General features: G+C 73.2%; 16 protein-coding genes and 1 pseudogene. 10 read left to right on the top strand and 7 right to left on the bottom strand.

The features are described 5' to 3' along the window. Positions 1 to 496 precede the first annotated feature (496 nt). Positions 497 to 2,008: an alpha-L-arabinofuranosidase B gene (locus ADK64_RS01690; protein ID WP_234384425.1), complete on the top strand. Its 1,512-nt coding sequence runs from the start codon at positions 497 to 499 to the stop codon at positions 2,006 to 2,008. Here the strand turns inward: ADK64_RS01690 and ADK64_RS01685 are convergent. Beyond that, positions 1,986 to 3,260, bottom strand: coding sequence for a sensor histidine kinase (locus ADK64_RS01685; RefSeq protein WP_053654144.1), 1,275 nt, complete (start codon positions 3,258 to 3,260; stop codon positions 1,986 to 1,988). The two genes, ADK64_RS01690 and ADK64_RS01685, sit on opposite strands and share 23 nt — an antisense overlap. Positions 3,261 to 3,584: 324 nt before the next feature. Here ADK64_RS01685 and ADK64_RS01680 point away from each other — a divergent pair, with 324 nt between their 5' ends. From ADK64_RS01680 to ADK64_RS01670, 3 genes are read left to right on the top strand one after another with little or no spacing between them, the layout of a single operon-like run. Next, positions 3,585 to 4,499, top strand: coding sequence for a MaoC/PaaZ C-terminal domain-containing protein (locus tag ADK64_RS01680; RefSeq protein WP_053654404.1), 915 nt, complete (start codon positions 3,585 to 3,587; stop codon positions 4,497 to 4,499). A gap of 43 nt (positions 4,500 to 4,542) precedes the next feature. Continuing rightward, on the top strand, positions 4,543 to 5,619 hold the full coding sequence (locus ADK64_RS01675; protein WP_053654142.1) for a Zn-dependent alcohol dehydrogenase: 1,077 nt from the start codon (positions 4,543 to 4,545) through the stop codon (positions 5,617 to 5,619). A gap of 11 nt (positions 5,620 to 5,630) precedes the next feature. After that, entirely contained in the window at positions 5,631 to 6,569 is a 939-nt protein-coding gene (locus ADK64_RS01670; RefSeq protein ID WP_053654140.1) for a 3-oxoacyl-ACP reductase, read from the top strand. 69 nt (positions 6,570 to 6,638) lie between these two features. Here ADK64_RS01670 and ADK64_RS46505 read toward each other — a convergent pair whose 3' ends face one another. Further along, the gene (locus ADK64_RS46505) at positions 6,639 to 6,797 is read right to left on the bottom strand and encodes a hypothetical protein (RefSeq protein WP_199829451.1); all 159 of its coding nucleotides are present in this window, start codon (positions 6,795 to 6,797) and stop codon (positions 6,639 to 6,641) included. Positions 6,798 to 6,893: 96 nt separating this feature from the next. After that, positions 6,894 to 8,138 (bottom strand): hypothetical protein, encoded by a 1,245-nt coding sequence (locus ADK64_RS01665; protein WP_053654138.1) that lies wholly within the window; start codon positions 8,136 to 8,138, stop codon positions 6,894 to 6,896. Positions 8,139 to 8,326: 188 nt separating this feature from the next. Between ADK64_RS01665 and ADK64_RS01660 the strand changes: the two genes are divergently transcribed. The 3 genes from ADK64_RS01660 to ADK64_RS01650 are packed head-to-tail and all read left to right on the top strand — an operon-like array spanning position 8,327 to position 11,291. Beyond that, the gene (locus ADK64_RS01660; protein ID WP_053654137.1) at positions 8,327 to 9,163 is read left to right on the top strand and encodes a Nif3-like dinuclear metal center hexameric protein; all 837 of its coding nucleotides are present in this window, start codon (positions 8,327 to 8,329) and stop codon (positions 9,161 to 9,163) included. Between the two features lie 18 nt (positions 9,164 to 9,181). Then, positions 9,182 to 9,925: a zinc ribbon domain-containing protein gene (locus ADK64_RS01655; protein ID WP_078992437.1), complete on the top strand. Its 744-nt coding sequence runs from the start codon at positions 9,182 to 9,184 to the stop codon at positions 9,923 to 9,925. A 19-nt stretch (positions 9,926 to 9,944) separates the two neighbouring features. Further along, positions 9,945 to 11,291 (top strand): bifunctional RNase H/acid phosphatase, encoded by a 1,347-nt coding sequence (locus ADK64_RS01650; RefSeq protein ID WP_053654133.1) that lies wholly within the window; start codon positions 9,945 to 9,947, stop codon positions 11,289 to 11,291. Here ADK64_RS01650 and eda read toward each other — a convergent pair. Together eda and yaaA are read right to left on the bottom strand one after the other, a co-directional pair. After that, the gene (gene eda, locus ADK64_RS01645; RefSeq protein WP_053654131.1) at positions 11,263 to 11,943 is read right to left on the bottom strand and encodes a bifunctional 4-hydroxy-2-oxoglutarate aldolase/2-dehydro-3-deoxy-phosphogluconate aldolase; all 681 of its coding nucleotides are present in this window, start codon (positions 11,941 to 11,943) and stop codon (positions 11,263 to 11,265) included. The genes ADK64_RS01650 and eda overlap by 29 nt on opposite strands. Before the next feature lie 81 nt (positions 11,944 to 12,024). Continuing rightward, complete coding sequence (yaaA, locus tag ADK64_RS01640) at positions 12,025 to 12,807, bottom strand: peroxide stress protein YaaA (RefSeq protein WP_053654129.1); 783 nt, start codon at positions 12,805 to 12,807, stop codon at positions 12,025 to 12,027. A gap of 74 nt (positions 12,808 to 12,881) precedes the next feature. On the opposite strand from yaaA, the gene ADK64_RS01635 reads away from it, so the two are divergent. Next, positions 12,882 to 14,315: an RNB domain-containing ribonuclease gene (locus ADK64_RS01635; protein WP_053654127.1), complete on the top strand. Its 1,434-nt coding sequence runs from the start codon at positions 12,882 to 12,884 to the stop codon at positions 14,313 to 14,315. Between the two features lie 185 nt (positions 14,316 to 14,500). Here ADK64_RS01635 and ADK64_RS48870 read toward each other — a convergent pair. Continuing rightward, positions 14,501 to 14,599, bottom strand: a pseudogene (locus tag ADK64_RS48870) (MerR family DNA-binding transcriptional regulator); the annotation flags it as partial. Between the two features lie 33 nt (positions 14,600 to 14,632). Further along, positions 14,633 to 16,210 carry an FAD-dependent monooxygenase gene (locus ADK64_RS01630; RefSeq protein WP_053654126.1) on the bottom strand — a complete coding sequence of 526 codons (1,578 nt, stop codon included), beginning with the start codon at positions 16,208 to 16,210 and terminating at the stop codon, positions 14,633 to 14,635. Between the two features lie 47 nt (positions 16,211 to 16,257). On the opposite strand from ADK64_RS01630, the gene ADK64_RS01625 reads away from it, so the two are divergent. Both ADK64_RS01625 and ADK64_RS01620 read left to right on the top strand, forming a co-directional pair. Continuing rightward, a complete protein-coding gene (locus ADK64_RS01625) occupies positions 16,258 to 16,881 on the top strand; it encodes a TetR/AcrR family transcriptional regulator (protein WP_053654124.1) in 624 nt (207 codons plus the stop codon). An 85-nt stretch (positions 16,882 to 16,966) separates the two neighbouring features. Continuing rightward, positions 16,967 to 17,791 (top strand): helix-turn-helix domain-containing protein, encoded by an 825-nt coding sequence (locus ADK64_RS01620; RefSeq protein WP_053654122.1) that lies wholly within the window; start codon positions 16,967 to 16,969, stop codon positions 17,789 to 17,791. Positions 17,792 to 17,801: the final 10 nt, after the last annotated feature.

The raw sequence follows: 17,801 nt of genomic DNA, 5'->3' as shown, positions 1-17,801 counted from the left end.
CGAGCCGGACGTGCGGGCCGCGCTCGCGCAGGTGCACGCGTCCGCCGGCGGCACCGGGCGGACGGTCACCTTCGGCTGTGGCACTGGCGCGGGCCTGCCGGGCGCTCGGGCGGGAGCCGCTCGCCGGATTCGCCGCTGCCGAGGGATGCGCGGACATCGTCTGGCTGATGCCCGAAGAGACGGGTTTCTCCCAGCCGTTGCTCGTGGCGCGGGCAGCCGCGGCCGATTAAAGAGATCGCATTTTCCCGTGCGGCGGGGCTTGACGTCATCCGGTGCCGCCCAAACAATCGCCTCTGCATTTCCATAAATCCAAGGCAATTCCGCGGCTGAATAGGTTCGGTATTTCGATCGAACGGCGTTCGGGATATCGGACGGAGCTGGACGTCCCGCGAACCCGCACTTCCCTACGACGAACCCGAGGTGCATCGTGCTCCTGAGTTCCCCCCACGGATCCCCCCGCACCCGCCCGCGGCGCCTCAGGGGCGCCGTCCTCTGCGTGCTCGCCGTCTGCGCCACCGTCGCCGCGCTGCTCCTCGGCACCGGCGCACCCCAGGCGGCCGCCGCCGGCTCGCTGCCCTGCGACGTCTACGCCGCCGCGGGCACCCCGTGCGTCGCCGCGCACAGCCTGGTCCGGGCGCTGTACTCCTCGTACGACGGCTCGCTGTACCAGGTGCGGCGGGCCTCGGACGGCGCCACGAAGGACATCGGGCTGCTGGCCGCCGGCGGATACGCGAACGCGGCGGCCCAGGACTCCTTCTGCTCCGGCACGACCTGCATCATCACCAAGATCTACGACCAGTCCGCCCGCCACAACGACCTCACCGTCGAGGGCGCGGGCGGGGCCGGCAAGGCCGACGTCGGGGCGCCCGCGGACGCGCTGGCGGTGACCGTCGGCGGCCACCAGGTCTACGGCCTGGAGATCTCCGCCGGCATGGGCTACCGGAACGACTCCACCTCGGGCGTCGCCACGAACGGCGCCGCCGAGGGGATGTACATGGTGACGTCCGGCACCCACGTCAACGGCTCCTGCTGCTTCGACTACGGCAACGCCGAGACCAACAACAAGGACACCGGCAACGGGCACATGGACGCCATCAACTTCGGCACCGAGTGCTGGTTCTCGCCGTGCTACGGACAGGGGCCGTGGGTACAGGCCGACCTGGAGAACGGGCTGTTCCAGTCCGACGCCGGATACAGCAAGAACACCTCGAACACCGGGACCGGGGCCATGCCGTTCGTGACGGCTCTGCTCAAGAACAACGGGCAGGACCATTTCGCGCTGAAATACGGAAATGCCCAATCCGGCGGGCTGACCACCACGTATTCCGGGGGTGAGCCGACCGCCGGCGGGTACTCGCCGATGCACCAGGAGGGCGCGATCGTCCTCGGCACCGGTGGCGACAACAGCAACGGCTCGATCGGGTCCTTCTTCGAGGGCGTGATGACCTCCGGCATCCCGACCGACGCCGCCGACAACGCCGTCCAGGCCGACATCGTCTCCGCCGGCTACGGCGGCGCGACCGGCAGCACGGGCACGCTGAACGCGGGCTCGGAGATCTCGCTGCGCGCGACCACCTCCTGCTGCACCAGCGACTACGTCCGGCACCAGGCCAACGCGGGTGTCCTGTCCTCCATCACCTCCAGCAGTTCCTCCCTCGACAAGAACGACGCCACCTGGATCGTCCGCAAGGGCCTCGCCGACAGCTCCTGCGTCTCCTTCGAATCGCGCAACTACCCCGGCGACTACCTGCGCCACTACGACTACAAGCTCTACCGGCAGGCCATGGACGGCACCGCCCAGTTCCGGGCCGACGCCACCTTCTGCCCGCAGACCGGCAAGAGCGGCACCGGTACCTCGTTCGCCTCGTACAACTACCCGACGAGATACCTGCGCCACTACGACTACAACCTCTACATGGCGAGCGACGGCGGGTCCAACGACTTCGACAGCGCCACGTCCTGGACCGACGACGTGAGCTGGGCGGTCAGCTCGCCCTGGGCGCCGTAGCCACCACGTCCGCGAACTGCGCCGACTCCACCGGGAGTTCGGCGGTGACCGTGAAACCGCCGCGCGGCGACGGGCCGGCCGTGAGGGAGCCGCCCGCCGCCGCGAGGCGCTCGGTCAGCCCCTTCAGACCCGTGCCGCCGATGCCCTCGCAGGGGCGGCTGACCGGCTCGCCGGTGCCGTTGTCGGTGACGGCGAGCCGGGTCCGCCCGACGCCGCTCTCGATGGTGATCTCGCAGCGGCTCGCGTCGCTGTGCCGGACCACGTTGGTGACCGCCTCGCGCACCACCCAGCCGAGCAGCGCCTCGGTCTGCGGGGCGAGCGGCGTGCCGGACTGCCGTACCACCGGCTCCACGCTCGCCGCGGACAGCGCAGAGCGGGCCCGGGTCAGCTCGGTGGCGAGGCTCCCCTCGCGGTAGCCGGTCACCGCCTCCCGGATCTCGGTGAGGGCCTGCCGGCCCACCGACTCGATGTCCGCGATCTGCCCCAGTGCCGCGTCCATGTCGCGCGGGGCCAGCCGCCGGGCCGCCTCCGACTTCACCACGATCACCGACAGCGTGTGGCCCAGCAGGTCGTGCAGGTCCCGCGAGAAGCGCAGCCGCTCCTTCTCCACCGCGCGCCGGGCCAGCTCCTCGCGGGCGGCCCGCAGCTCCCGCACCGCCTCGGACAGGCCGAGGATGGCGGCGGTCACCATGCTGGACAGGAACGTGGCATAGCCGATGTTCGTGGCGGTGCCCCAGTCGTCGCGCACGGCGGAGACGCAGGCCGCGTACACCGTCAGCAGCAGGCCGGTCCGGCCCAGCCACGGCCCGCGCAGGGCGGCGCCGACGGCGAGGCCCAGCAACGGGAAGAACATCAGCCAGTTGCCGCCGTAGCCGAGGGCCAGGCCCGTGGTCAGCAGGCCCATGAGCCCCAGTGCCAGCCGGGTGGAGAGCGCCTCGCGCTTCTCACGGTCGAAGGAGCGGAACGTGACGTAGACGTACAGGGAGTTGAAGGCGAGCAGACCCAGGCCGCCGACCCAGGGGTTCGGGGTCTTGCCCTGCAGGAGGTTGGAGAAGGACCCCATCCCCATCAGCAGCCAGGGCAGCAGCGCGAAGCCGGTGGGCGGCGGACCCGGATGGTCGACGGCCGGGGCCTCACCCTTCCTCCGGGCGGCCCGCAGTGCCGCCTTGAACCGCTCGTGCTCCGCCTTCCACTCGAGCCGCGCCGCCTGCCAGGTCCGCGCCTGGCACTGCACTCTGCGCCACACCGTCATGTCCGTGCTCCCCCGATCAGCTGGTCCCCGCCCCACGGCGGTACGACAGCACAGCGTACGAACCCGGCAGCGCCGTCCGCGCCGTGTCCACGACGCTAGAGGGCGCGGAGCCGGTCCGGCAGATGCGCATGTACGGACTCGGGCAGTACAAATGTCACGGCCGACGACACCTGACGCAGTGTCAGGAGCCTTCACAAGTGCGGAGCGCTCGGCTATACAGGGGGCGCCGGACTGGAACGCGTTCTAGATCCGCCCGTGGACGACCTCGGTGCGGCCGACGGTGCGGACGTCCGCACCGAGGTCTTGAGACCCGTCAGGAGCCCCATGCCCATCGACGCAGCGAAGGCCGTCGCCGCCGAACCCCGGACCGGTGAGATCAGCTGGACCACGAAGGACGTCCAGCTCTACCACCTCGGCATCGGCGCCGGCTCCGACCCGGACAAGGACAGCCCCGCCACCGACCCCGACGAGCTGCGCTACACCCTGGAGTCCCGGCTGCACGTCCTGCCGAGCTTCGCCACAGTCGCGGGCGCCGGCTCGCCCGGCGTGATCAGCGGACTGTCCATGCCCGGTGTCGACGTCGATCTGGCCAAGGTGCTGCACGGCGGCCAGAGCCTGCAGATCCACCGGCCCATCCCGGTCGCGGGCACCGCCACCGCCACCGGCCGGATCGCCGCCGTGTACGACAAGGGCAAGGCCGCCGTCCTGGTCATGCGCACCGAAGTCGCCGACGCCGAGGGCCCGTTGTGGACCAACGACGCGCAGATCTTCGTACGCGGCGAAGGCGGCTGGGGCGGCGACCGCGGCCCCGCCACCCGCCTGGAGCCACCGGCCGGCGAGCCCGACCGGACCGTCGAGCGGCCGGTCCGCCCCGACCAGGCCCTCCTCTACCGCTTGTCCGGCGACTGGAACCCGCTGCACGCCGACCCCGAGTTCGCCAAGCTCGCCGGCTTCGACCGGCCCATCCTGCACGGGCTGTGCACCTACGGCATCACGCTCAAGGCGGTCGTGGACACGCTGCTCGGCGGGGACGTGAGCCGGGTGCGGTCGTACACCACCCGGTTCGCCGGAGTCGTGTTCCCCGGCGAGACCCTGCGCATCCGTATGTGGCGCGAGGGGGAGGGGCGGGTGCGGGTCGCGGTGGGCGCGGTGATGGGGGTCCCCCCGCTCGAGCGAAGCCGAGAGTGGGGGAGGGCCGGCGCGCCGGTCCTCGCCGACACCGTCGTCCAGCACTCCTGACAACACTCCTGATCCAGCCAGCAGTCGAGGGGAGAGCCGCACCATGCGCGCAGCCGTACTGCACGAGATCGGCCAGGAAAAGCTCGAGGTCCACGACGACGTCGAAGCCGTGGGCTTCGGCCCCGGCAAGGTCAGGGTCCGGGTGCGCGCCACCGGGCTGTGCCACTCGGATCTGTCCGCGATGAGCGGCGTACTGCCGCAGCCCGGGCCGTTCGTGCCCGGCCACGAGGGCGCGGGCGAGATCCTCGAGGTCGGCGACGGGGTGCGCCAGGTGAAGCCCGGTGACCGGGTCGTCCTGTGCTGGCTGCCCGCCTGCGGCGCCTGTCCGGCCTGCAAGCGTGGCCAGACCCAGCTGTGTCTGGCCGGGTTCATGAACGCCGGCACCCCGAACTTCAAGCGCCTCGGCGCAGACGTCTTCGGCTTCGCGGGCACCGGCACCTTCGCCGAGGAGGTCGTGGTCGACGCAGGCTGCGCCGTGCCCCTCCCGGAGGACGTGCCCTTCGACGTCGCGGCCCTGATCGGCTGCGGGGTCACGACCGGGCTCGGCGCCGCCCTCAACACCGCCGATGTGGAGGCCGGTTCGTCGGTCGCCGTGATCGGCTGCGGAGGCGTCGGCATCTCGGCGGTGCAGGGGGCGCGGCTGAAGGGCGCCGCGGAGATCGTCGCCGTGGACCCCGTCGCCTCCCGCCGCGAGGCCGCCCTGAGGTTCGGCGCCACGAAGGCCGTCTCGCCCGAGGAACTGGCCGACGCCAAGCAGCAGGTCACCGGCGGCGAGGGCTTCGACTACGTCTTCGAGGTCGTCGGCAGGTCCGCCACCGCCCGCACCGCCTACGAGAACACCCGGCGCGGCGGCACCCTCGTCGTGGTCGGCGCGGGCGCCCTGGACGACTTCCTCCAGCTCAACATGTTCGAGCTGTTCTTCGACGAGAAGCGCATCCTGCCGTCCATGTACGGCGGCGGGGACGTGCTGCGCTCCTACGAGCGCGCGATCGCCCTGTGGCGGGCCGGCCGGATCGACCTGGCGGGCCTGATCACCCACCGGGTGCCGCTGGCGGAGATCAACGAGGCACTGGACCAGATGCGTACCGGGACCGCCCTGCGTACGTGCATCGAGATCTGAGGACTCCACCGATGTCACTGCCACTGGAAGGGCTGTCCGCCGTCGTCACCGGCGCCGGGCGCGGACTCGGCCGGGCCGAGGCCCTCGAACTCGCCCGGCTCGGCGCGGCCGTCGTCGTCAACGACTACGGACAGCCGGGCCGGGACGGTTCCGGCGCGGCCTCCGCGGGCCCCGCCGAGCAGGTCGTCGCCGAGATCCGGGCGGCCGGCGGCACGGCCCGCGCCCACACCGGGGACGTAGCCGACTTCGAACAGGCCGGGGAACTCGTCGAGCTGGCCGTCGCCGAGTACGGCAGACTCGACATCCTCGTCAACAACGCGGGCATCCTGCGCGACCGCATGGTCTTCTCCATGACCGAGGACGAGTGGGACTCGGTGGTCCGGGTCCACCTCAAGGGCCACTTCAACACCACCCACTTCGCCGCCGCACACTGGCGGGAGCGGTCCAAGGCGGCCGGGGGACCGGTGTACGGGCGGATCGTGAACACCTCCTCGGAGGCGTTCCTCGCGGGCTCCGCCGGCCAGCCCAACTACGCGGCGGCCAAGGGCGGCATCGTCGGCCTGACCACCTCCAGCGCCCTCGCCCTCGCCCGGTACGGCGTCACGGCCAACGCGATCTGCCCGCGCGCCCGGACCCGGATGACCGAGGACGTCTTCGCGGGCTTCGGGCAACCGGAGGAGGGCCTGGACCCGCTGGCCCCCGAGCACGTCGCCCCGCTCGTCGGCTATCTGGCCGCACCGGCCGCCGCCCGGGTCAACGGCCAGCTCCTGGTCGTACACGGCGGCATGGTCGCGATCATCGAACGGCCGCGGGTGCAGGCGAAGTTCGACAGCAAGCAGGAGACGTTCACACACGACGAACTCGACGCGCTGCTCACCCCGCACTACGCGGACCGGCCGCCGGGGGAGACGTTCGCGGCGGCGGAGGTGCTGGGGCTCAAGCGGGGCTGAGGCACAGAAAGGCCCGGGACGCAGAAAAGAGGGGGTGCCCAGCGGGCACCCCCTCTTCCGTTACGACCGTCAGGCCGCCGCCTCGACGGTCTCCGCGCCCGGCTTGCGGTGCTTGCCGTGCGGAGCCGCCTCACTCTCCTGGGCCGCGATCGGGCCCCGGTGCCGGCCGTGGCCGGCATCCTCGGAGGAGTCGGCAGACAACTGGTCCGTGGTGCTGGTCTCGTTCATCGGAAGAATTCACCCCGTCAACATCATCTTTCGTACAGCCGGGCGAGTGTAACCGGCACACCACGGGCCGAATCCAGGCGCACACGCCAACCGGCACTAGTTCGTTACAAGACGCCCCAGGGGTGCTTGCTGCAACGGCACCGGACGTGTCACCACAGGTTCCGGAGGATCCGGTTCCGGCGGTTTCCGTGACGCCTCGGGCGCCCCGGCAGCCGTGCCGTCCCGGGCCGGACCCTCCGGACCCGCGCCCCCCGATCCCCCCGCTTCCCCCGCTTCCCCCGGTCCTCCCGGGTCCGCGGCGACCCTGCCCCCCGCGGTCCCCGTCTCCCCGGTGGGCGCCGTCAGCTCCGCCACGCCGCACGGGGTCTCCTCCGTGGCGTACGGCAGCCGCAGCACCCCGTCCCGTGTCCACAGGCCGGCGCCGGTCAGCCACCCCTCGGGTGCCGGGAGATGGCTCACCTGCCGCCCGGCCGGCCGCCAGGTCCCCACCCAGCTGCCGAACGGCCCGTCGACGCGCAGCGCCACCGCGCAGTCCTCCGGCATCAGCACCTGCCCCGGCTGGATCGCGAACGGCGTCACCGGGCAGTCCGGCACCCGCAGGCACTCCGGGAAACGCACCGGCAGCGTGCTGCCGAGCACGCCCCAGCCCAATCGTTCCTGCCCCGGCGAGGGCGCGTCCGACGAGATGAGCAGCAGCCCGCTGTCGGGGTCGGCCAGCAGCAGCCGGTCGTCGCTGTCGGCCGCGATCTGGAGCAGTGGCGAGACCTCGGCGCGCGCCAGGTCCACCACGACCGTCTTGACCGGCCCGCCCAGCTCCCGGTCCAGCGCCAGCAGCCGCCCGGCGCGGTCCAGCCACACCCCGCCCGAACAGCGCCCCGGCACCTCGGCGAGCCGCTCCGGACCGAACGCGCCGCCCGCCACCAGCCAGACCACGCTGGAGCGCGGGCCGACGGCGAGGGCGTACGCCCGTGTGCCCCCCGGCGCGGGCGGCAGCAGCGTGAGCCGGGCGCCGGGCTCGGCGCACTCCACCGCGCCCAGCGGCAGCTCGCCGGTGCCGGGCCCGGTCGGGTAGAGCAGCGAGAAGGCGTGCCGGCGCTCGACCAGCCGGTGGATGAGCACCCGGCCGTCGGCCAGCGGCTGCACCTCGGTACCGGGCTCCTCCGGCTGGTTGCCGGGCAGCGGCACCGCGTACGGCTCGGGGCCGTCCAGCGTCCAGCGCTCCGGGAACCAGCAGTCGCCGGCCGGCGCGAGCCGGGCGGCGTACGCCCCGTCTGCCGTGAGGACGCAGGCCACCCGGGGCCTCTCGTCCGTGGCCGGCGGTTCGGTCGCACAGGCCGTCATCGTTCGGTCACCTCCGGCGACGAAGCTAGTTTTCGCACGCACAGACGTGGGACCCGCAGATGGCCGCTTCACACATACGGGTGGCGCAGAAGCGATTCACCTGAGGAAACCGGGGCCCCTGTGCTGAGCGGGACCGGAGCGTGCGGATGCGGTACGGCCCCGCAGACCAGGCAGGTAGCCTTTGCTTCGTGCCCCGTCTGTCTGAAGTCATCGCCGCGCTGGAGAACCTGTGGCCCGCCGAGCGGGCCGAGTCCTGGGACGCGGTCGGCACGGTGGTCGGCGACCCGGACCAGGAGGTCACCCGGGTCCTGTTCGCCGTGGACCCCGTGCGGGAGATCGTCGACGAGGCGGTGAAACTCAGCGCCGACCTGCTGGTCACCCACCACCCGCTCTATCTGCGCGGTACGACGACGGTCGCGGCCACGCACTTCAAGGGCAGGGTGGTCCACACCCTGATCAAGAACGACATCGCCCTGCACGTCGCCCACACCAACGCCGACACGGCGGACCCGGGTGTCTCGGACGCGCTCGCGGGCGCCCTGGACCTCCGTGTCGTACGCCCCCTCGTGCCGGACCCGGCCGATCCGGCGGGCCGCCGGGGCCTGGGCCGGGTCTGCGAGCTGGACCACCCGCTGACCGCCCGCGAGCTGGCCGCCCGGGCCGCCGAGCGGCTGCCCGCCACCGCGCAGGGCATCCGGCTGGCCGGCGACCCCGAGGCCGTCGTCCGCACGGTCGCCGTCAGCGGCGGCTCCGGCGACAGCCTCTTCGACCAGGTCCGCGCGGCCGGCGTCGACGCCTTCCTCACCGCCGACCTGCGCCACCACCCCGTCTCCGAGGCCGTGGCCACCAGCCCCCTCGCGCTGCTGGACGCGGCGCACTGGGCCACCGAGTGGCCCTGGTGCGAGCTGGCCGCGAGCCAGCTCGACGAGATCTCCGACCGCCACGGCTGGGACCTGCGCGTCCATGTCTCCACGACGGTCACCGACCCCTGGACCGCCCACGCGGCGTCCACCACCTCTCATTAACCCAACAGGAGCCCCCAACTGAACGCCGCGCCCGCCGACCAGATCCGACTCCTCGACGTCCAGGCCCTCGACGTCCGTCTCCAGCAGCTCGCGCACAAGCGCAAGTCGCTGCCCGAGCACGCCGAGATCGACTCGCTCACCAAGGACCTCACCCAGCTGCGCGACCTGCTGGTGGCCGCGCAGACCGAGGAGAGCGACACCGCCCGCGAGCAGACGAAGGCCGAGCAGGACGTGGACCAGGTGCGCCAGCGTGCCGTCCGCGACCAGCAGCGCCTGGACTCCGGCGCGGTCACCTCGCCGAAGGACCTGGCCAACCTCCAGCACGAGATCGCCTCCCTCGCCAAGCGACAGGGCGACCTGGAGGACGTGGTCCTGGAGGTCATGGAGCGCCGTGAGAGCGCGCAGGAGCGGGTGCGCGAGCTGACCGAGCGGGTCGGTTCGGTGCAGTCGAAGATCGACGACGCGACCAGCCGCCGGGACGGCGTGTCCGAGGAGATCGACGGCGAGGCCGCCACGGTGACGAAGGAACGCGAGGTGGTCGCCGCCTCCGTCCCCGCCGACCTGCTCAAGCTCTACGACAAGCTGCGCGGGCAGCAGGGCGGCATCGGCGCGGCCAAGCTGTACGCCCGCACCTGCCAGGGCTGCCGCCAGGAGCTGGCGATCACCGAGCTGAACGAGATCCGCTCGGCGGCGCCGGACACCGTCGTGCGCTGCGAGAACTGCAGCCGCATCCTGGTGCGCACGGCCGAGTCGGGTCTGTAAGAGGCAAGGGGCCTGTGGGGTGAGGGAGTTCATCGTCGAGGCCGACGGCGGCTCGCGGGGCAACCCGGGGCCGGCCGGTTACGGCGCCGTGGTGTGCGACGCGGCGACGGGGGAGACGCTGGCGGAGGCGGCCGAGTACCTCGGCGTCGTCACCAACAACGTGGCCGAGTACCGCGGCCTCCTCGCCGGCCTGCGCGCCGCCCACGCCCTCGACCCGGGCGCGTCGGTGCACGTGCGCATGGACTCCAAGCTGGTCGTCGAGCAGATGTCGGGCCGCTGGAAGATCAAGCACCCGGACATGAAGCCCCTGGCGACACAGGCCCGGTCGGTCTTCCCGCCCGACCGGGTCACCTACGAGTGGATCCCGCGCGAACGGAACAAACACGCGGACCGCCTGGCGAACGAGGCGATGGACGCGGGCGCGAAGGGCGAACAGTGGTCGCCTTCGGCGTCCCGGGCCGCCCTGGCCACCGCGCCGGCCGCCCCGGAGCCGTCGGGCCCGCCCGGCGACGCCGTCGCGGGCGCGGCGAGGGCACGTGCGGCCCTGGCGCAGGGCCGGGGGAACGGCGCGGCCGACGTGGCGGACGCGGGCAGGAACGCCGTGGCCGCGGGCGGCGGTACGGCCGACGCGGGGAGCGACGCCGCGGCTGCGGGCGGTCGTGTCGCCGACGAGCAGCACCGGTCGGCCCCGGACCAGCAGCGCACCTCGGCGCCCGGCTGGAGCAGTGCTCCCGACCTCGGCGCCCCCGCCACCTTCGTCCTGCTCCGCCACGGCGAAACCCCCCTGACCCCCCAGAAGCGCTTCTCCGGCAGCGGTGGCACCGATCCCTCCCTGTCCGAGGCCGGGCGTGAACAGGCGCGCCGCGCCGCGGAGGCCCTCGCCCGGCGCGGCACCGTGCAGGCCATCGTCGCCTCGCCGCTCGCCCGTACCCGTGAGACCGCCGGGATCGTCGCCGACCGGCTCGGTCTGGACGTGCTGATCGAAGACGGCCTGCGCGAGACGGACTTCGGTGTCTGGGAGGGCCTCACCTTCGGCGAGGCCCGCGAGCGCCACCCGGACGATCTGAACGCCTGGCTCGCCGACCCGGAGGCCCACCCCACCGGCGGCGGCGAGAGCTTCGCCGAGACGGCCACCCGGATCGCCGCCACCCGGGACAAGCTGGTCGCCGCCTACGCGGGCCGTACGGTCCTGCTGGTCAGCCATGTGACCCCGATCAAGACGTTCGTCCGCCTCGCCCTCGGCGCCCCGCCCGCGTCCCTGTTCCGCATGGAGCTCTCGGCGGCCTCCCTGTCGGCGGTGGCGTACTACGCGGACGGCAACGCCAGCGTCCGGCTCTTCAACGACACGTCCCACCTGCGTCCCTGAGCCCGGCGAGCCCGGCCGCCTCCCGCGCCAGCTGCTCGATCCGGGCCCAGTCCCCGGCGGCCACCGCGTCCGCCGGGACCATCCAACTCCCGCCCACACAGCCGACGTTGGGCAGGGCGAGGTACTCCGGCGCGTTCGCCGGGCCGATCCCGCCGGTCGGACAGAAGCGGGCCTGCGGCAACGGCCCGGAGAGCGACCTGAGGTACGCCGTACCGCCCGCCGCCTGCGCCGGGAAGAACTTCATCTCCCGCACCCCGCGCTCCAGCAGCGCGACGACCTCCGAGGTGGTCGACACCCCGGGCAGGAACGGCACCCCCGACCCGCGCATCGCCGCCAGCAGCGCGTCCGTCCATCCGGGGCTGACCAGGAACCGCGCCCCGGCGGCCACGCACGCGCTCACCTGCTCCGGCGTGATCACCGTGCCCGCGCCGACCACCGCCGCGGGCAGCTCGGCGGCGATCGCGCGGATCGCGTCCAGCGCCGCCGGTGTCCGCAGCGTGACCTCGATCGCGGGCAGCCCGCCCGCCACCAGCGCCCGCGCGAGCGGTACGGCGTCGGCGGCGTCGGAGACGACCACCACGGGCACGACGGGGGCGATATCCATGAGATCCGGAACGGAGGCAGCCGAGGGCGAGGGCAGCGGTGAGGTCATGCCCTCATCGTGCCCAGCAGACGCATTACACGCAATGCATGTTGCGCATGTTGCAATGCAATCGGTTCAGTGGGGCGCCCCTCAGTGGATCTCCTCCACCAGCACGTCCAGCGACCACGCCTTGCCCGTCTTCCCCGGCGCCTCCGCCTCCACGACGTATCCCAGCTCGCGCAGCACCTCCACCAGCTCGGCGGGGTCCTTCGGCGCGGCGCCGGCCGTCAGCAGGCTGCGTACCATCCGGCCCTTGGTCGCCTTGTTGAAGTGGCTGACCACCTTCCGGGTCGGCGCGTGCAGCACCCGTACGGTCGCCGTCCGCCCGGCGACCTCGCCCTTCGGCTTCCAGGCCGCCGCGTACGCCGCCGAGCGCAGATCCAGGACCAGGCCGGCCCCGGCCGCCTCGGGCAGCACCTCGGCCATCGGCGCCCGCCAGTGCGCGCCCAGCGCACCGAGTCCGGGCAGCTTCACACCCATCGAGCAGCGGTACGACGGGATCCGGTCCGTCACCCGCACCGCGCCCCACAGCCCCGAGAACACCAGCAGCGAGCGCGCCGCGCGCTTCTTCGCCGCCGTGTCCAGCGTGGCCAGGCCGAGGGCGTCGTAGAGCACGCCGGTGTAGATCTCCCCGGCCGGGCGGGCGCCGGCGGTCGGCAGGCCGGCGTTCTTCGCGACCTCGCCGCGCAGCCCCTCGCTCAGCCCCAGCACCTCGCGTGCCTTGTCCTCGTCACCGGCGCACAGCTCGACCAGTTCGCCGAGCACCGCCTCCCGTGCGGCGGTCAGCCCGGGCAGGGACAACGACTCCAGCTCCAGCGGGGCACCCGCGCCCGAGTTCGCCTTGCCCTCCGACGGCGGCAACAGGACCAGCACCACGTACTCCTCACGTAGACCTCCGCGACAGCGTACGGCGTGCCACCCACCCCGCCCCGACCTACGCTCGCTGTATGCCCCGCCGCAAGATCCGTGTGACCGGCGCCCCCGAGGCGCCGCTCCGGGCCGCGCTCGCCGCGCTGCGCACCGAGCTGGGCGTCCCGGAGGACTTCCCGCCACCGGCCCGGGCCGAGGCCGAGCGGGTGGCGAAGGCGCCGGCCCGGCCGGCGTACGACGCCACGGACATCCCCTTCTTCACCCTCGACCCGCCCGCCTCCACCGACCTCGACCAGGCCACCCATCTGTCCCGGCGGGGCGCCGGCTACCGGGTCCGGTACGCCATCGCCGACGTCGCCGCCTTCGTCGCACCCGGCGGCGCGCTGGACGCCGAGGCGCACCAGCGGGTCAACACCCTGTACTTCCCCGACGAGAAGGTCCCGCTGCACCCGGTCGTGCTCAGCGAGGGCGCCGCCAGCCTGCTGCCGGACCAGGTCCGCCCGGCCGCGCTGTGGACGCTCGACCTGGACGCGGACGGCCGGACCACCGCCGTCGACGTGCGCCGCGCCCTGGTCCGCAGCCGCGCCAAGCTCCACTACGCGGGCGTGCAGAAGCAGATCGACACCGGGACGGCCGAGGAGCCCGTCGCGCTGCTCAAGGAGATCGGCGAGGCCCGGGAGCGGCTGGAGGTGGAGCGCGGCGGCATCTCCCTCAACGTGCCCGAGCAGGAGATCACCGCACAGAACCACACCTACGTCCTCGGCTACCGCGCCCCGCTGCCCGCCGACGGCTGGAACGCCCAGCTCTCCCTGCTCACCGGCATGGCCGCCGCCGAGCTGATGCTCGCCCACGGCACCGGCGTGCTGCGCACCCTCCCGGCCGCCCCCGACGGCGCCGTGGCCCGGCTGCGGCGTACCGCGACCGCGCTCCGCATCGACTGGCCGCACCATGTGTCGTACGCGGCCCTGATCCGTTCCCTCGACCCGTCCGACCCGCGCCACGCGGCCTTCCTCCAGGAGTGCACGACCCTGCTGCGCGGCGCCGGCTACACGGTCTTCCGGGGCGGCGTCCTGCCCGCGATCACCACGCACGCCGCCGTCGCCGCCCCCTACACCCACTGCACCGCCCCGCTGCGCCGCCTCGCCGACCGCTACGCCGCCGAGATCTGCCTCGCCGCTGTCGCCGGCCAGGCCCCGCCCGACTGGGTGCTCGCCGCACTCGACGCCCTGCCCCGGCAGATGGCCGAGGGCTCCCGCGTCGCCGGCACGGTCGAGCGCGCGTGCGTGGACATCGTGGAGGCGGCCCTGCTGAAGGACCGGGTCGGGGACGTCTTCGACGCCTGTGTGGTGGACGTCGAGGAGCGTCAACCGACCGTCGGCACCGTGCAGTTGATCTCCCCGGCGGTCATCGGCCGTATCGAGGGCGACCACCTCCCGCTGGGCGAGCGCCTGCGCGTACGGCTCACCCGGGCCGACCCGGGCACGTCGAAGATCCTGTTCACGGCCGTGTGAGCGCCCGGACGAGGCCGCCGGGATCGTCGGCGTGCAGCCGTACGACGCTGACCTCCCTCCGTTTGCCGAGCAGCGTCAAGTGCGTCACGGGCCCGGCGAGTTCGAGGGTGACGGAGGTCCGGGAGCCGACCGCCGGGTCCAGTCGGCCGGCGGCGCGCTCGTGGGGTGCAGTGCCGGTAGCCGTTCGAACGGGCTTCAGGCTCGGGCAGCAGGCCCAGGCGGTGGTGGTGCCGCACGGTGCGCGTCGTGACCCCGACGGCGGCGGCGAGTTCTCCGATCCGCATGGGACCAGTGCAGACGTTGACGTCGCGGCAGGGTCAAACGGTGACGGAAGCGGAGGAGGGGACGGCCCCGGCCTTCTTGGGCGCGGGGGCGCCGAGCCAGTCTTCCAGTGCCTGGGGCAGCCCCTTGGCGTCCTCCGTCTCCGCGTCGGCGGCCCACGCCACGAAGCCGTCCGGGCGTATGAACAGCGCCCCGAGGCCGGGCCGGTCCGGGCAGGCGAGGGTGCGGATCTGCAGCCGGTCGCCGTAGCCCCCGGCCCGTTCGCGCAGTGCGGGGTCGTCCGCGAGGTCGAGGAGCAGGGCGCGGCCGGTGTGCAGGTGGTCGCCGAGCCGGGTGCCGTCGGAGAGTACGAGGTCGGGCGCGCTCGCGCCGGTCAGCGGGTGGTCGCCGGGCAGGTCGTAGCGCTGCCAGACGCCGGAGATCTTCGTGACGAGGTATGTCGTGCCGGTGGTGGTCAGTGCCAGGTCGCTCATCACCCGGCGCAGGGCGCGGGCGTGCCGGTCGGGGCGCATGACCGCGATCTGGGCCCGGGTCCAGTCGAGCACCCAGGCGCCGAGCGGGTGCCGTTCGGCGGTGTAGGTGTCCAGCAGGGACTCGGGCGCGCGGCCGCGTACGACGGCGGCGAGCTTCCAGCCCAGGTTCATCGCGTCCCCGAGGCCGAGGTTGAGCCCCTGCCCGCCGAACGGCGAGTGCACGTGCGCCGCGTCACCCGCGAGCAGCACCCGGCCCTTGCGGTAGTCGGTGGCCTGGCGGGCGTTGTCCGTGAACCGGGTGACGCTGTGCACCTGGGTGATGGTGACCTCGGGCACCCCGGACACCCGGCGCAGGCTGGTCTGCAACTCCTCCTTGGTGACGGGTGCCGTGCGGTCCGCCGGGGGTCCGTCGAACTCCACGGTGAGGATCCGGCCCGGGAACGGCCCGTGGACGTACGTCCCGGTGTCCGTCGTGTTCCAGCCCTCGCGCAGCCGCTCGTCACCGGTCAGCTCCACGATCGCCTGATAGCCGGTGATCTCCGGGGCGGTGCCGGGGAAATCGAACCCGGCGGCCTTGCGGACCGTACTGCGCCCGCCGTCACAGCCGACCAGCCAGCCGGCGTGGATCGTTCCCTCGCTGGTGTGTACCGCGACCCCGTCCGCGTCCGCGTCGAAGCCGGTCAGCTCCACGCCCCGGCGCACCTGAACCCCGAGCCGTTCGGCGCGCCGGGCCAGGATCCGCTCCAGCGCGGCCTGCGGCACGCCGAGCCCCGTGTCGCCGGCGGGGCCGACCTCGGCCCAGGCGGGGTCGGAGCCGTCGAACAGGTCCTTGGTCATCATGATCCCGGCGAAGTGCCCGGCGAACTTGGGCGGCAGCTTGGCCTCGCCGTCCTCGCCCCTGAAGGCACGGATCCGCTCGCGCGCCGCTTCCCACACCGCCGTCAGTTCGGGCAGCAGCCCGCGCCGGTACAGGGCGACCGCGCTCGGGACGTTGATCGCGCCCGCCTTGATCGTCTCGTCCACCTCGGGCAGTCGTTCCACGACCAGCACCCGCGCTCCGCCGAGCCGCAGTTCGCAGGCGAGGAACAGTCCGACGGGCCCAGCGCCCGCCACCACCACGTCGTAATCGATCGTCGTCATGGACCTAACTGTAGTCACTAAAAGTTTTGAGTGGCTATAGTTTTCCCATGGATGAGGAACTTTCGCTCAGGGAGCGCAAGAAACGGGCCACGCGGCAGCGGATCTCGGACATCGCCACGGAGCTGTTCGCCGAGCGCGGCTTCGACGCGGTGACGGTCGCCGAGGTCGCGCGCGCGGCGGGCGTCTCCGCCATGACGGTCTTCAACTACTTCCCGCGCAAGGAGGACCTGTTCCTCGACCGCATCCCGCAGGCCGCCGAACTCTTCGCCGGAGCCGTGCACGACCGCGCCCCCGACGAGTCCCCGCTCGCCGCCCTGCGCCGCCTCGCGCTCCGTCTCCTCGACGAACGGCACCCGCTGAGCGGGGTGGGGGAGCGCTACCCGCGCTTCTACCGGATCGTCGTCGCCTCCCCGGCCCTGCGCTCCCGGGCCCGGGAGGGTGTGGAGGAGGTGGAGCGGGCACTCGCGACCGCCCTCGCGCAGGCGGACACGGCCGACCCGGACCTCCTGGCGGCCGTGACCGTCGCGGCCTACCGCACGGTCTTCGTCGCCTCCGCCCGCCGTCTGCTGGCCGGCGACCCGGTGGCCGAGGTGGCCCGGGACCACCGGGCCCGGCTGCAGACGGCGTTCGCGTCGCTGGAGCGGGCGAGCGCCGAGGACGGGCCCCGGTAGCGGGAGCCGCGTCCGGCGGGCATGGAAGCGCACCCCGGAGGCGTTGCACCCATGGGCGCGGGACGACAAGGCAAGGGGGTGCCCGATGGCGGCGGAGCAGGCGCTGTGGACCAGGGCGCGGCTGGGCCGCTGTGGACCCCCGCTGGACCTGCTGACCGCCAACTTCCGGCAGCACGTCTACGCCCCGCACGCCCACGAGGAGTACACCGTCGGCGTCTGCGTAGGCGGCTTCGAGGTGATCGACTATCGGGGCGGCCGCATCCACACCGGACCGGGCACGATCGTCGTCCTCGACCCCGGCGAGATGCACACCGGCGGCCCCGGCAACCCCACCGACGGCTACGCCTACCGTGCCCTGTACGCCGAGCCGTCGCTGCTGGCCGACGGAATCCTCGGCGGCCTGCCGTACTTCCGCGAACCCCTTCTCGAAGACCCCCAACTCGCCGCCGCGCTCCGCCTCGCCCACACCGAACTCAGCGTCTGCCCCGACCCCTTGGAGGCGGAGTCCCGCGTGCCCTGGCTGCTGACGGCGCTGGCCCGCCGCCACTCCACGGCCCGATCCGGGCCCGGCCTGGTCCCCGGCGCGGCCACCGTCGCCCTGACCGTCCGCGACCGCCTGGCCGACGAGCTCACCGCCCCGCCGACGCTCGCCTCCCTCGCCGCCGACCTGGGCCTGTCCCGCTACCAGCTCCTGCGGGCCTTCCGTACGACGATGGGCATACCCCCGTACGCCTGGCTCGCCCAGTACCGGGTGACCCGGGCCCGTGCGCTGCTCGCCGCCGGACTGCGCCCGGCCGAGGTGGCGGGACTGGTGGGCTTCGCCGACCAGGCGCATCTGACCCGCTGGTTCCGCCGGGTGCTCGGGGTGACCCCGGCGGCGTACCGCAACAGCGTTCAAGACGCGCCCTGAGGGTGTGGCC

This window comes from Streptomyces sp. MMG1121, from assembly GCF_001280015.1.
GTDB lineage: Bacteria > Actinomycetota > Actinomycetes > Streptomycetales > Streptomycetaceae > Streptomyces.
The sequence above is the reverse complement of the archived record's forward strand: the minus strand, read 5'-3'. Positions and strand labels throughout refer to the sequence as shown.

What these genes read in the sequence shown, in the direction of transcription:
- ADK64_RS01635 (WP_053654127.1), top strand. Translation starts at nt 12,882, where the DNA reads ATGCCCCGCCGCAAGATCCGTGTGACCGGCGCCCCCGAGGCGCCGCTC.
- ADK64_RS01670 (WP_053654140.1), top strand. Translation starts at nt 5,631, where the DNA reads ATGTCACTGCCACTGGAAGGGCTGTCCGCCGTCGTCACCGGCGCCGGG.
- ADK64_RS01675 (WP_053654142.1), top strand. Translation starts at nt 4,543, where the DNA reads ATGCGCGCAGCCGTACTGCACGAGATCGGCCAGGAAAAGCTCGAGGTC.
- ADK64_RS01620 (WP_053654122.1), top strand. Translation starts at nt 16,967, where the DNA reads ATGGCGGCGGAGCAGGCGCTGTGGACCAGGGCGCGGCTGGGCCGCTGT.
- ADK64_RS01625 (WP_053654124.1), top strand. Translation starts at nt 16,258, where the DNA reads ATGGATGAGGAACTTTCGCTCAGGGAGCGCAAGAAACGGGCCACGCGG.
- ADK64_RS01665 (WP_053654138.1), bottom strand. Translation starts at nt 8,138, where the DNA reads ATGACGGCCTGTGCGACCGAACCGCCGGCCACGGACGAGAGGCCCCGG.
- ADK64_RS46505 (WP_199829451.1), bottom strand. Translation starts at nt 6,797, where the DNA reads ATGAACGAGACCAGCACCACGGACCAGTTGTCTGCCGACTCCTCCGAG.
- eda (WP_053654131.1), bottom strand. Translation starts at nt 11,943, where the DNA reads ATGACCTCACCGCTGCCCTCGCCCTCGGCTGCCTCCGTTCCGGATCTC.
- ADK64_RS01685 (WP_053654144.1), bottom strand. Translation starts at nt 3,260, where the DNA reads ATGACGGTGTGGCGCAGAGTGCAGTGCCAGGCGCGGACCTGGCAGGCG.
- ADK64_RS01630 (WP_053654126.1), bottom strand. Translation starts at nt 16,210, where the DNA reads ATGACGACGATCGATTACGACGTGGTGGTGGCGGGCGCTGGGCCCGTC.
- ADK64_RS01680 (WP_053654404.1), top strand. Translation starts at nt 3,585, where the DNA reads ATGCCCATCGACGCAGCGAAGGCCGTCGCCGCCGAACCCCGGACCGGT.